Origin of the sequence: Nesterenkonia halophila, assembly GCF_009467795.1 — a bacterium.
GTDB lineage: Bacteria > Actinomycetota > Actinomycetes > Actinomycetales > Micrococcaceae > Nesterenkonia > Nesterenkonia halobia.
Genome location: NZ_WIAX01000001.1, coordinates 49,065 through 62,021, shown reverse-complemented (window position 1 = coordinate 62,021; position 12,957 = coordinate 49,065). Strand labels below are relative to the sequence as shown.

Annotated in this window: 11 protein-coding genes; 2 read left to right on the top strand and 9 right to left on the bottom strand. The window is 72.5% G+C overall.

From position 1 onward, the window contains the following. Positions 1-240 precede the first annotated feature (240 nt). Positions 241-1,770 (top strand): MFS transporter, encoded by a 1,530-nt coding sequence (locus GCL72_RS00300; protein WP_153142716.1) that lies wholly within the window; start codon positions 241-243, stop codon positions 1,768-1,770. 182 nt (positions 1,771-1,952) lie between these two features. Here the strand turns inward: GCL72_RS00300 and GCL72_RS00295 are convergent, their stop codons facing one another. The 9 genes from GCL72_RS00295 to GCL72_RS00255 all read right to left on the bottom strand — a co-directional run bounded on the left by GCL72_RS00295 (position 1,953) and on the right by GCL72_RS00255 (position 11,529). Then, on the bottom strand, positions 1,953-2,156 hold the full coding sequence (locus GCL72_RS00295) for a cold-shock protein (protein WP_153142715.1): 204 nt from the start codon (positions 2,154-2,156) through the stop codon (positions 1,953-1,955). 235 nt (positions 2,157-2,391) lie between these two features. After that, complete coding sequence (locus GCL72_RS00290; protein ID WP_153142714.1) at positions 2,392-4,812, bottom strand: FdhF/YdeP family oxidoreductase; 2,421 nt, start codon at positions 4,810-4,812, stop codon at positions 2,392-2,394. 69 nt (positions 4,813-4,881) lie between these two features. Continuing rightward, the gene (fdhD, locus tag GCL72_RS00285; RefSeq protein ID WP_153142713.1) at positions 4,882-5,784 is read right to left on the bottom strand and encodes a formate dehydrogenase accessory sulfurtransferase FdhD; all 903 of its coding nucleotides are present in this window, start codon (positions 5,782-5,784) and stop codon (positions 4,882-4,884) included. Next, a complete protein-coding gene (locus tag GCL72_RS00280) occupies positions 5,772-7,061 on the bottom strand; it encodes a molybdopterin molybdotransferase MoeA (RefSeq protein ID WP_153142712.1) in 1,290 nt (429 codons plus the stop codon). The genes fdhD and GCL72_RS00280 overlap by 13 nt, the downstream gene beginning before the upstream one ends. After that, positions 7,058-7,438: a DUF6457 domain-containing protein gene (locus tag GCL72_RS09730; RefSeq protein ID WP_211364922.1), complete on the bottom strand. Its 381-nt coding sequence runs from the start codon at positions 7,436-7,438 to the stop codon at positions 7,058-7,060. The genes GCL72_RS00280 and GCL72_RS09730 overlap by 4 nt, the downstream gene beginning before the upstream one ends. A 45-nt stretch (positions 7,439-7,483) precedes the next feature. Next, positions 7,484-8,179 carry an NTP transferase domain-containing protein gene (locus GCL72_RS00270; RefSeq protein WP_170289508.1) on the bottom strand — a complete coding sequence of 232 codons (696 nt, stop codon included), beginning with the start codon at positions 8,177-8,179 and terminating at the stop codon, positions 7,484-7,486. Then, positions 8,169-8,663 carry an HNH endonuclease gene (locus GCL72_RS00265; protein WP_153142710.1) on the bottom strand — a complete coding sequence of 165 codons (495 nt, stop codon included), beginning with the start codon at positions 8,661-8,663 and terminating at the stop codon, positions 8,169-8,171. Before GCL72_RS00265 ends, GCL72_RS00270 begins: the two co-directional genes overlap by 11 nt. 271 nt (positions 8,664-8,934) lie before the next feature. Further along, a complete protein-coding gene (locus GCL72_RS09810) occupies positions 8,935-10,350 on the bottom strand; it encodes a C40 family peptidase (RefSeq protein ID WP_246160939.1) in 1,416 nt (471 codons plus the stop codon). A gap of 432 nt (positions 10,351-10,782) precedes the next feature. After that, positions 10,783-11,529, bottom strand: coding sequence for an iron-dependent transcriptional repressor DtxR (locus GCL72_RS00255; RefSeq protein WP_153142709.1), 747 nt, complete (start codon positions 11,527-11,529; stop codon positions 10,783-10,785). A gap of 226 nt (positions 11,530-11,755) precedes the next feature. On the opposite strand from GCL72_RS00255, the gene serC reads away from it, so the two are divergent. Then, positions 11,756-12,892: a phosphoserine transaminase gene (gene serC / locus GCL72_RS00250; protein ID WP_153142708.1), complete on the top strand. Its 1,137-nt coding sequence runs from the start codon at positions 11,756-11,758 to the stop codon at positions 12,890-12,892. Positions 12,893-12,957: the final 65 nt, after the last annotated feature.

Sequence of the window (12,957 nt, the reverse complement as noted above, 5' to 3'; positions counted from 1 at the left end):
ACACGCTATGGACTGACGCCGCGTCAACGGCAAGGACCGCGGCCGTCGCCGTCACCTATCCCCCGGAGACGCGAACATTACAGATGTAATGTTCGGTGCTACGATGGCTTCGCCGGGCCGCGAGCGACCCGGAAGGACGGTCAGCATCTCCGCCGCCGATCTGCCCCAGGCGGCCCCTCTGACGAACTGATCCCGCTGCGCCCCGCCGTCCCGCGCAGCGATGCGGAAGGTCCAGGGACGATGTCCTCGCATCCCCACCAGAACCTCGACGCGCCGTCGCGGGCGCCCCGAGCCGGAGTCCGCCAGTGGCTGGGACTGGCCACCCTCGTGCTGCCGGTGCTGCTGATCTCCATCGACATGACGGTGCTCAGCTTCGCCGTGCCGCACCTCAGCGAGGCGCTGGCCCCGAGCGGGGAGCAGCTGCTGTGGATCGTCGACATCTACGGCTTCATGCTCGCCGGCCTGCTGGTCACCATGGGATCCCTGGGCGACCGCATCGGACGACGGCGGCTGCTGCTGATCGGCGCGGCGGCCTTCGGCGTCGCCTCGGCCGCCGCGGCGCTCAGCCCCAGCCCGGAGGTGCTGATCGCCGCCCGCGCGGCGCTCGGACTGGCCGGCGCGACGCTGATGCCCTCGACGCTCTCGCTGATCCGCCATCTCTTCCCCGACGCGCGGCAGCGCACTGTCGCCATCGCCGTCTGGGGCTCGGCGTTCTCCGCCGGCGCGGCCCTGGGGCCGATCGTCGGGGCGGTGCTGCTCGAGCACTTCTACTGGGGCTCGGTCTTCCTGATCAACGTCCCGGTCGTCGTGCTCCTGCTGGTGACCATGCCGCTGCTGGTCGGCGAGTCGCGCACGCCGACGCCGGGCCGGCTGGATCCGCTGAGCGTGCTGCTCTCGCTGGTCGGCATGATCACTGCGGTCTTCGGCCTGAAGAAGCTGGCCGAGGGCGAGGTCGGCGCCCTGCCGATCGCCGCACTGGTGGTCGGCGTCGGGCTGGTCACGCTCTTCGTCCGGCGGCAGAAGCGGCTGACCGACCCGCTGATCGACCTCGAGCTCTTCGCCGTGCCGCGGTTCCGCGCCGGGGTGATGGGCAACTTCCTGCTGGTCTTCGCGATGGTCGGCTCGCTGTTCTTCCTCTCCCAGCTGCTGCAGCTGGGCTACGGGATGCGGCCGCTGCACGCCTCGCTCGTGCTGGTGCCCGGGCTGATCATCTCCGTGGTCGCCAGCTTCATCGTCATCCCGATCGCGCGGCGCACCTCGCTGCGGACCGCCATCGTCGGCGGCATGCTGATCAACGCCGCCGGCTTCCTCGTGCTCGCGACGGTCCCGACCGCCGACGGCGCCGTCGTCGCGCTCTGCGCCTTCACCCTGCTGGGTCTGGGCTCCGGGCTGGCCGAGACGATGACCAACGATGCCATCCTGACCGCCGCCCCTCCGGATCGGGCGGGCGCGGCTTCGGCGATCTCCGAGACCGCCTATGAGCTCGGCGGGGCGCTGGGCGTCGCCGTGCTGGGCAGCGTGCTCTCGGCCGGCTACACCGCGCACCTGGACCACGACGCCGCGCTCGACGGCTCAGTGCCGGAGGCCGCGACGCAGACGCTGGGCGGGGCGGTCTCGGCGGCCGAGCAGATGGGCGGCACGGCCGGCGACGCCCTGCTGGCTGCGGCCCGAGCGGCCTTCGTCGACGGTGTGCATCTGACCAGCGCGATCGCCGCAGTGTTCGTGCTCGCCGCCGCACTGCTGGTGGGCGCCCAGCTGCGCCGCCGCTGATCCCTCCCCGTCCTGCGCCGGCTGTCGCAGGCCCGTGGCCCCCGGACCCGCGCACCCCGCCCCGCACACACAGAACCGGCCCCCGACGATCGCACGGGGCGATCGTCGGGGGCCGGCCTGCTGCGGTTCAGCTCACCGTCGCGCACGCATCACGCGGCACGGGCGGGAGTCGCCGCTGGGATTCAGAGGGGGTTGACGTCCTCCGCCTGCAGGCCCTTCGGGCCGCGGGCGGTCTCGAACTCCACCTTCTGGTTCTCCTCGAGGGTACGGAACCCGGAGCTCTGGATCGCGCTGAAGTGCACGAAGACGTCGTCCGAGCTGTCGTCGGGTGCGATGAACCCGTAGCCCTTCTCAGCGTTGAACCATTTCACGGTGCCAGTGGCCATTGTGTTTCCTTACTCTACTTTCGATGCACCGATCTCACGATGCTTGTCCCGCGCCCACCCTGGCCGGGCCGGGCGCGGCGTTCATGAAGGCCGCTGGACTGTGGGGAACGACGTCGACTGTGCGTCTGATCAGCGTACGCGCAGTGTGCGCGCGACGTCGCGAAAAGTCTTGAGTGGTCAATCATCGGCACATCCCCCGCCGCAGCAGGTGATGTGCTGCTTCCAGCCTACGCCATCACGCCGGCTGAGTCGACGGGATATCCGCCTCGGCCTGCGCAGATTGCTCCGATTCCCCATGATGCGGCTCGAAGCGGACCATCATCGACTTGAATCCGGGGGTGTTCGACTCCCGGGCGACCGATTCCCGGTGGACCAGCTCGTTGGCCTCCGGGTAGTAGGCCGCCGCACAGCCGCGCGCCGTCGGATATCCCACCAGCCGGTAGCGTTCGCCGCGCAGCTCGCGACCGCGGAAGACGGAGACGACGTCGACCAGGTCCCGGTCGGAGTAGCCCAGTGCGGCCAGGTCGTCGGGATGGATCAGGATCACCCGGCGCGCGTCGGAGATGCCGCGATAGCGGTCGTCGAGGCCGTAGATGGTGGTGTTGTACTGGTCGTGCGAGCGCATCGTCTGCAGCACCAAATGCCCCTCGGGCGCGGCCAGGTACTCGAGGCCGGAGACGGTGAACGCCGCGCGGCCGTCCGACGTGTCGAAGGAGCGGCTGTCGCGCGGGGCGTTGGGCAGCACGAAGCCGTACTTCTGCCGGATCCGGCGGTTGAAGTCCTCGGTGCCGGGGATCACTCGCGAGGCGTGGTCGCGGATGACGTCATAGTCCTCGCCCATCGCCTGCCAGTCGACGATGTGGTCCTCGCCGAGCATCGCCTGCGCCATCCGGGAGATGATCACCGGCTCGGCCAGCAGGTGGTCGGAGACCGGCTCCAGCCGCCCCTGGGTGGAGCTGATGACCGACATCGAGTTCTCCACCGAGAGGAACTGCCGGCCGCCGGGGTGCTTGTCATCACGGTCGGAGCGGCCCAGCGTCGGCAGGATCAGCGCCGTGCCGCCGTGGACCACATGCGAACGGTTCGGCTTGGTCGAGACCTGCACCGTCAGCCCGGTCCGGCGCATGCCGGTCTCCATCATCCGGGTGTCGGAGTTCGCCCGGGCCAGGTTGCCGCCCATGGAGACGAAGACGTCGACCTCGCCGTCGGCCATCGCCTGCATCGCCTCCGTGGAGTCGTACCCCACCTCCCGCGGCGTCTCGAGGCCGAACTCCGCGTCGAGACGCCGGTGGAAGCTCTCCGGCATCTGCTCCCAGACGCCGAAGGTGCGGTCGCCCTGGACGTTGGAGTGGCCGCGGACGGGGCAGGCGCCGGCGCCGGGCTTGCCCACGTTGCCCTGCAGCAGCAGCATGTTGACGATCTCGCGGATGGTGTCCACCGAGTGGGGCTGCTGGGTGAGTCCCAGCGCCCAGCAGACCACTGTGGCCTTCGACTCGAGGAGCATCTGCCCGACCCGTTCGATCTCCGCGCGTGTCAGCCCGGTGGCGGCCTCGATCTCGTCCCAGTCGATCTCGGCGTGGGCGGCCCGGTACTCGGCGAAGCCGCTGGTCTTCTCCTCCAGGAACTGGTGGTCGAGCACTGTGCCGGGGTTCTCCTCCTCGGCGGCCAGCAGCAGGTGCCCCAGCGCCTTGAAGAGCGCCTGGTCGCCGCCGACCTTGATCTGCAGATGCTCGTCGGAGACCCGGTCGCCGTCGCCGATCAGCCCGCTGGGAGTCTGCGGATCCTTGAAGTTCATCAGCCCGGCCTCGGGCAGCGGATTCACGGCCACGACCTTGCCGCCGTTCTTCCGCGCCTCGGTCAGCGAACCGAGCATGCGCGGGTGGTTGGAGCCGGGGTTCTGCCCGACGACCAGCACCAGCTCGGACTGCTCGACGTCCTCCAGGGTGACGGTGCCCTTGCCCACGCCCAGCGTCGGCGTCAGCGCCGCGCCGGAGGACTCGTGGCACATGTTCGAGCAGTCCGGCAGGTTGTTCGTCCCCAGCGACCGGGCCATCAGCTGATACATGAAGGCCGTCTCGTTGGCGGTGCGGCCGGAGGTGTAGAAGACGCAACGGTCCGGCGTCGTCGCCCGGACGTGCTCGCCGATCGTGGCGAAGGCCTCGTCCCAGCTGATCGGTCGGTAGTGGGTGTCGCCCTCGCGCAGGACCATCGGGTGGGTGATGCGGCCGGCCTGCCCGAGCCAGTAGTCGGTGGCCTCCTCCAGCTCGGCGATCGAGTGGTCGGCCCACCACTCGGGAGTCGCCACCCGCTGGGTGTTCTCCTCGGCGAGCGCCTTGGCGCCGTTCTCGCAGAACTCCACATGCTTGCGCGCGCCCTTGATCGACTCCGGCCAGGCACAGCCGGGACAGTCGATGCCGTCGGGCTGGTTCACCCGGTAGAGGGAGCGCACAGTACGGCTCACCCCGCCCTGCGTCAGACCGCGAGCCATGGAGACGCCGACGGCGGTCAGCCCGGCCGCCGAGGTCTTCGGCTTCGTGACGCTCAGCGCGTCCTCGTCGATCTCCTCGACCTCGGCGCGACGGCCGCGGACGCCGTCGCCGGTCTCCTCGAGCTCGTCGGAGGTCGCTTCACCGTGACGTCCGTGGATCAATCCCATGCCTCCATTGTCCCAGAGGATCCCGTCCGGTGACATACCTCACCGGAGATTCGCGGCGCCGGATCCAGGTCAGCCGTCGACGGCCTCCGCCGCGGCCTCCGCCGCCCCGTCCTCCGAGTCGCTGTCGGTCTGTTCCTCCGCGAGCTCCATGATCCGCTCGGGATGGGTATAGACGTTGGCCCCGGAGCCGCGCGAGAAGCCGACCAGCGTCAGACCGGCGCGCTCGGCGAGGTCCACCGCCGTCGACGACGGCGCCCCGACGGCGGAGAGCAGCTCCATGCCGGCGAGCGCGGCCTTCTGCACCAGCTCGAAGGAGGCCCGCCCGGAGACCTGCAGGGCGGTGCCGGTCAGCGGCAGGCGGTGGTCCATCAGCGCCCAGCCGACGACCTTGTCCACGGCGTTGTGCCGGCCGACGTCCTCGCGCAGGCAGAGCAGCTCGCCGTCGCCGGTGAAGATTCCGGCGGCGTGGACTCCCCCGGTGCGGTCGAAGATGGGCTGCGCCGCGCGCAGCGTGTCCGGCAGATCCATCAGCGTCTGCGCGCCGATGCGCAGCGCCGGGCCCGCGGCCGGCCGCTCGGGCAGCGTCTTCTCCACTGCATCGATGGAGGTGGTCCCGCAGATGCCGCAGGCCGAGGTGGTCACCACCTCGCGTCGGCGGCCGACCGGCACACGCTCCAGCCCCGGGGCCAGCGCGGCGTCGATGACGTTGTAGGTCTGCAGCCCGTCCTCGTCGGTGCCGACGCAGTAGCGCAGCCCGCGCAGCTCCTCGGCCGCGCCGATGATCCCCTCGGAGACCAGGAAGCCGGCGCAGAGCTCGAAGTCATGGCCGGGGGTGCGCATGGTGACGACGAAGGACTCGCCGGCCAGGCGCAGCTCCATGGGCTCCTCGACGGCGACGACGTCGGCGCGGGTGCGCACCGCGCCGTCGCGGCTGAGTCGGGTCACGCGGTGGCGCTGGGTCAGGCGTCCCATGCGACCTCCCCTCGGTCGGCGGTCCAGGGCAGCAGATGCAGTCTCGCAGGCGACCCGGCGGCGACGCCTCCCGCGGGGACCTCGGCCAGCGCGTCGGCGGCGGCGAGCCCGCGCAGCATCGCCGATCCGTCGCGTCCGGCGGGCACGACGCCGGCACGGTCGAGGATCACCGGCAGCAGTCGGGTACCGCGCCGGGCGCCGGGCAGCTCCTCGGCCGCACGCCCGCTCCCCAGGCGGCGGTCCTCGGGGCGCTCGTGGCCGGCGAGGCCGTCGAGCACCACCCCGCCCAGACTCAGCAGCGCGGCGAAGCCGGCCAGCGGGTTCCCAGGCATCCCGACCACGAGGCTGTCGCCGAGCCGGGCGAGGAGGGTCGGATGGCCGGGCCGCATGGCGATCCCGTCGACGAGCAGCTCGGCGCCGAGCTGCTCCAGGGCCGGGTGCAGCGCGTCGGCGGCGGAGCCGGCCGTGCCGCCGGTGGTCAGGATCAGCCGCGGGGCCGCGCGCTCCGCATCCGTCGCCTCCCCCGGCCCGTCGTCACCATGCGCCGCGGCGGCCAGCTCCTCGACCAGCGGCTCGACGGCGTCGCCGACCCGCCGCACCGCCGCAGTGCGGCCGCCCATGGCCTCCACGGCCGCGGGCACCGAGACCTCGAAGGCGTCGCGGACCTGGCCGGGAGCCGGCAGCCCGACGGTGATGACCTCCTCGCCGGTGCAGATCAGCGTGACCTGCGGCGCCGGGCGGACGGACAGCAGGTCGTGGCCGGCGACGGCGGCGACGGCGGCCGCGGCCGGGGTCACGACGCTGCCGGCGGCGAGCAGCATCTCGCCGGCGGCGGCCTCCGCACCGGCCGGGCGGATGTGCCGTCCGGCGGCCAGATCCCCGGTGGTCGGGTCGGCGTGCAGGCGGTCCACACCGTCCTCAGCGCGCACCGTCCCGTGCTCGGCCCGCAGCACCGAGTCGACGCCGGCGGGGATCGGCGAGCCGGTGACCACGGCGACCGCCTCGCCGGGCGCCGGGCTGCCGGGCGGATGAGCCGGGCTCGGCGCCGCCCCGGCCGGCCGCAGCCGCCAGGGGCCAGGACCGGCGACCGCCCAGCCGTCCATGGCCGAGGTCGCCGCATGCGGAATCTGTGTGCGGGCCAGGACCGGCTCGGCGAGCACGCGCCCCGCCGCGCTCCGCGGCGGCGTCGGGACGGCCGGGCCGCGCAGCGCGACGGCCGCGGCGGCCGCCCGGCGTCGGGCGTCGGCGAGCGTCGTCGCGGCGTGCTGGTCGGTCATGCGTCCTGCGCGCCCGCGGAGCCGCCGGAATCGCCGGAATCGCCGGCATCCTGGGCGTCGCGGCGGCGCGCGAGCAGCTCGGCGGCCACTCGCGAGGCGGCCCGCGATGCCGTGGGATGGTCCGCCTGACCGGTGGCCTCGGCCAGTCCCGAGACATAGCCGATCAGGTAGGTGGTCACCGGGGCGGCCGGCCGCACCACAGTGTGCGCCGCCTGGCCGGCCAGGCGGAGCACGGCGTCGACGTCGAGCTCGACATCGTCGATCTCCAGGTGGTGGGCCAGGTCGCGCACCCAGTCCTCGATCGCCGCGCGGGCGGGGTCCTGGCCGTCTCCCGCGGCCTGCGCGCCCGGGGCGTCCTCGGTCCGTCCATCGATCATCTGCTGCGCGCCTCCTGTCTGCTCCTGCTCCGGGTCTTCAGCTTCTCACAGCGGCGGGTCGCCCTCCGCCTCGGGGAGCTCGATCCCCAGGGCGGCCGCATCGGCGACGGTGTCCACGTCCCGGCCGAGGCCTGCGGGCAGTCGGGGATGGTCGACGGCGAGACCTTCCAGCAGACGACGCAGCGGCCATCCGACCTCCTCCCCGGGGGCCAGGGCGTCCACCGTGCGACGCAGGGCGGCGGCGTCGACCATGCTGGCCAGCCGCTGCTCCCGGCCCGCGGCGTCGACGGGGATCGCCCCGCGTCCGGGCCCCGGGGCGACGCCGTGCAGCGCATCGAGCAGCGCCCCCGGGTCGACGGTGTCGACGGCGAGCAGCAGCACATGCCCCTCGTGGGGCAGCAGATCGGCGGCGGCCAGCGCCCGGACCCCTGCCGCGACGCCGGCGGCGGGCCCGGAGAGCGGCGGGTCCTCGCGGGTCAGCAGCACCTCCGGGGCAGAACCGGCGGCCGGGCGGGAGCGCCCCGTGGCGTCGAGCTGCGGGCGCAGATGCGGCGGACCGACCACGACGACGGCGACCTGACGTGCGACGAGCGCCTCGAGCCAGTCCTGCAGCAGCGTGGAGCGGCCGCGCCGCAGCAGCGCCTTGTCCGCCCCGCCGAGGCGGGATCCGGTCCCGCCGGCCAGCAGCACGGCCGCACGCGGCGGGCCGTCCGCGGCGGCGCGGCCGCGCTCAGCGGGCATGCTCGAGGAAGGGCATCCAGAGCTCATGCGGAGTGTCGAGCTCCTGGGGCAGCCAGGCGTGGTGGCGCGGAGCCCGCGGCGTCACGCGCAGCGACCAGCCGAGTTCGCCGAGGGTGCGGTCGCCCTTGCGCAGATTGCAGGGCCCGCAGCAGGCGACGAGGTTCTCCCAGCTGGAATCGCCGCCGCGGGAGCGCGGGATGACGTGGTCGACCGTGTCGGCCGAGCGGCTGCAGTAGGCGCAGCTCTGCTGGTCACGCCGCAGGATGCCGCGCCGGGAGGGTGATCCGGGCCGGCGTCGCACCACGCGGACGTACTGGTGGAGCAGGATGACGGCCGGGCGCGGCCACAGCGTCGTCGGCGAGACGATCGGCCCGCCGTCCTCGGCCAGCACACTGGCCTTGCCGCGCATCACCAGCACGGCGGCGCGTCGGGAGGACACCACGCTCAGCGGCTCATAGCCGGCGTTGAGCACCAGGGTGCGCATGGCGGTCCCTCCGTCCCTCGTCGAATCGAGCACGGAGCAGCGCCGACGGCGCCGTTCCGCGCCTCACTTCCCCACAATATAGACGGTCGGCGGACAGAACGACATCCCATGACGTGGGTCACGGCCCGGGCCTGCTCGGAGGCGGCTTCAAGACGACGACGCGGCCGGATGCAGAGACGCCGCAGGCGCCGCCCCTTCTGGGACGGCGCCTGCGGCGTCATCGTGGTGGCCGTCGATCCCGGTCGACGTCCGTCGGCGGAGCCGACTCTGCTCAGCGCAGGGTCAGGTAGCCGACGTGGGTGTTGCCCGGACGGGAGTCGTAGCTGTACTGCAGCGTGCCCGTGCTGGAGTTCTGGGCGCCGATGAACTGGCCGTTGCCCACGTAGATCGCCACGTGACCGCCGCCGTTCTGGACGACGATGTCGCCCGGCTGCGGGTTGTCGGTCCAGCGCAGGTCGCCCGAGGCCTGGATCGCGCCGGTGCTCGACGGAATGTCGTGGCCGGCCTGGGCGTAGGCCCAGGCGACGAATCCGGAGCAGTCCCAGCCGCCCGGGCCCTTGCCGCCGTAGACGTAGGGCGTGCCGAGGCCTTCGTAGGCCGCGCCGACGGCACCGCTGGCGGAACCGGTTGAGGGGCTCGGCGCCGAGTCGGTGTCGTCGCCGGAGGAGTCGCCGCCCACGGAAGCGATCGCGGAGACGCCCGCACTGTCGTTGTTGACCTCGGCCTCGACGTCAGTCTCGGCCTGGACCTCGGCCTGGACCTCGGCCTGCTGCTGGCCGGCGTCGTCGTTCGAGCCGCTCAGCTCGGCCACACGGCTCTGCAGGGCCGCGTGGTCCAGGACCCCGCCGTCGGTGTAGGAGGAGTCGTTGACGAGCTCCTGGAACAGCGCCGAGGCGCTGGTGCCCTCGAGCTGGGCCAGCTCCTCGACCAGACCGCGGGTGCCCGGCAGGTAGGCGTCCAGCGAGGCGCTGGACTGCTGGGAGGAGTTCTCCTCGGCCGGGGCCTGCTCCGGCTGCGCCGGGGCCTGCTCCTGCTCGGCCGGAGCCTCCTGCTCGCTCTCCTGCTCGGCGGACTCGTTCTGGCCGCTGAGCTCGGCGACGCGGGACACCAGGGCCTGGTGGTCCAGCTCGCCGTTGTCCGCCACGTAGGCGTCGTTCGAGATCAGCGCCTCGAACTCGGCCTCGGGGGACTGGCCCTCCAGCTCGGCGAGCTCCTCGACGACGCCGCGGGTGCCCGGCAGATAGTCATCCAGGGTCTGGTCGGAGCCGGAGTTCTCCTCGGCGTCCGCATCCTGGGACTCGACCTGGTCGGCGATGGCGCCGTGGTCGAGCTCGCCGTTGTCGGCGACGAAGTCCTGGTCGGAGACGAGCTGCTGGAACAGCAGGGACTCGCCCACGCCCTTCTGGGCGGCCAGCTGCTCGATCGCGCCGCGGGTGCCCGGCAGGTAATCGGTGAGCTCCTGGCCCGGGATGGCGCCGCTCTCGGTGCGCTGAGCGGGGGCATCCTGGTCGTCCTGGGGAACGGCGTTCGCGGCGACGGCGCTGGAGGCCAGCATGCCCGAGGCGGCGGCGGCGATGGCCACGCCCCGGCCGAAGGAGCCGGCGTTGTTGGCGACGGCGCGAGCCAGCAGGGGCTGCGCCTGACGGCGACGCTCGCGACGCGAGCTGTTCGTCGTGTTCTCAGTCACGGGGTTGGTACCTCTCCTGTGTATGACGGGCATCCGGGGAGCGCGCCGAGGGCCGTGCCGTCGGCTCACGCCCGACCGTGCATCCCCGCCCCCTGCCATGCGGTAGTTGCAAAGTCCATATCCCGACGACGGCAGGGTGTACATCGTCGGAGGCTCGCGGGACCACGAACGTCACCGCCCCGCGTGCCGGACACGACGCTATAACAGAGCACCTCCGATGTCACGCTCAGATCACGGCGGGCGTCGCATCGATTCAGTCAACGTTCACCGAATATCGAGGGAATATTGCGTGAGCCAGGCCATCAATCCTGGTCAGCGCGCATTCGGGATGTTCTGCGGGGGCACCTTCGACGTCGCGACCCGTGACCGACCGCACGACACGCCGGCGCAGATGTCGTGATGATGTCGTGATCTCCCCAGAAGCCGGACTTCTCAGCCGCGGTCGACGAAGATGTGCTGGGCGACCTCGAGCGGGAGCTCCACCTCGACCTCCTCGCCCGTCCCTTCGGTCGCGACGACCAGTGAGACGTAGGCCTCGGACACCTCCCCGGGCGTGACCCGCACGCCGGGGCGGATGCCGGCTTCGAGGAGCTGCTCGAGCACCTCCGGCTCGACCTGGATGGACTCGGCCAGCCGCTGCACCCGCCACGCGCGACCGGCCCCGCCGGCGGACGCGGCCGCACCGCCGTCGACGTCGCCGCCCTCCTCCGCGACCCGACGCAGCGTGACCAGCTGCTCGGCGACCTGCTGAGCGCGCGAGACGCCGAGCTTCTCCAGCCCCGGGATGGGATTGCCGTAGGGCGAGACCACCGGATCCTCGAGCAGCTCGACCAGCCGGCGCTCCACCCGCTCGCTCATCACGTGCTCCCAGCGGCAGGCCTCCTCGTGGATGTGCGGCCAGTCCAGGCCGATGACGTCGGAGAGCAGCCGCTCGGCGAGCCGGTGCTTGCGCATCACCCGCACGGCCAGCTCGCGACCGTCCGCGGTCAGCTCGAGATGTCGCTCCGCAGTCAGCGAGAGCAGCCCGTCGCGCTCCAGCCGCGCCACTGTCTGGGACACCGTGGGCCCCGAGTGCTCGAGGCGTTCGGCGATGCGCGCGCGCAGCGGCACGATGCCCTCCTCCTCGAGATCGAGGATCGTGCGCACGTACATCTCGGTGGTGTCGATGAGATCTGTCAAAAGGGGATCACTTTCCTCAGCCGGGTCCCGCGTCCCGCCCCAGCCCCGGGCGTCGACGACGACGGCGATGTCGCCCGGCGACGGCGGCCCGTCCGGAGGCTCGCGGCACGAAGGCTCTTGATACCGTGAAGCACGGCGTCCTGCACCACTGACAGCATAGTGGCTGGGCCGGCGTTCCGGCCCGCCGACGCCTCCGGCCGGACCGACCACAGTCGAGGAGCACCCCATGTCAGCTGCGCCTGCAGCCCGCGTGACCATCCCCAGCGAACTGCTGCCCGCCGACGGCCGCTTCGGCGCCGGCCCCTCCAAAGTCCGCGACGAGCAGGTCGCCGCGCTGCAGACCGCCGCCCGCGGGCCGCTGGGCACCTCCCACCGCCAGGCCCCGGTGAAGAATCTGGTCGGTTCGATCCGCAGCGGACTCGCCGAGTTCCTCGCCCTGCCCGCGGGCTACGAGATCGTCCTCGGCGTCGGCGGCTCCACCGCCTTCTGGGACGCGGCGACCTTCGGCCTGGTCGAGACCCGCGCCCAGCACCTGTCCTTCGGCGAGTTCGGCGCGAAGTTCGCCGCGGCCACCTCCCGGGCGCCGTTCCTGGAGGACTCCGAGGTGCTCACGGCCGAGCCGGGTACCCGTCCGACGCCGCGGGCGAGCGCCGGCGTCGACGTCTACGCCTGGCCGCACAACGAGACCTCCACCGGCGTGGCCGCCGACGTCCGCCGCGTCGACGGCGCCGACGACGGCGCGCTGGTGCTGGTCGACGGCACCTCGGCCGCCGGCGGGCTCGCCGTCGACGTCGCGGCGACCGACGCCTACTACTTCGGCCCGCAGAAGAACTTCGGCTCCGACGGCGGGCTGTGGCTGGCGGCGATGTCCCCGGCGGCGATCGAGCGCGCCGAGCGGCTCGCGGCCGACCGCTGGATCCCGGACTTCCTGAGCCTGACCACCGCGATCGACAACTCGCGCAAGGAGCAGACCTACAACACCCCGGCGCTGGCGACGCTGATCACCCTCGACGAGCAGGTGCGCTGGCTCAACGCCTCGGGCGGGATGGAGTTCGCCGCGGCCCGGACCGCCGACTCGGCGTCCCGGGTGTACGCGTGGGCCGAGGCCCACGAGCTGGCGACGCCGTTCGTGCAGCGGACCGAGGACCGGTCGCACGTGATCGTCACGGTGGACTTCGACGAGTCGGTCGACGCCGCGGAGGTCGCGACGATCCTGCGCGCCCACGGCGTGGTCGACGTCGAGCCCTACCGCAAGCTGGGCCGCAACCAGCTGCGCATCGCGACCTTCGTGGGCATCGAGCCCGAGGACGTCTCGCGGCTGCTGCGGTGCATCGACATGGTTCTGGAGGGCCTGACCTCCTGAGCGGCTGAACGCGCCCCGTCCCCCCTGGCGATGACTCGGCGGAATGTGTGGGAATACGACGACAT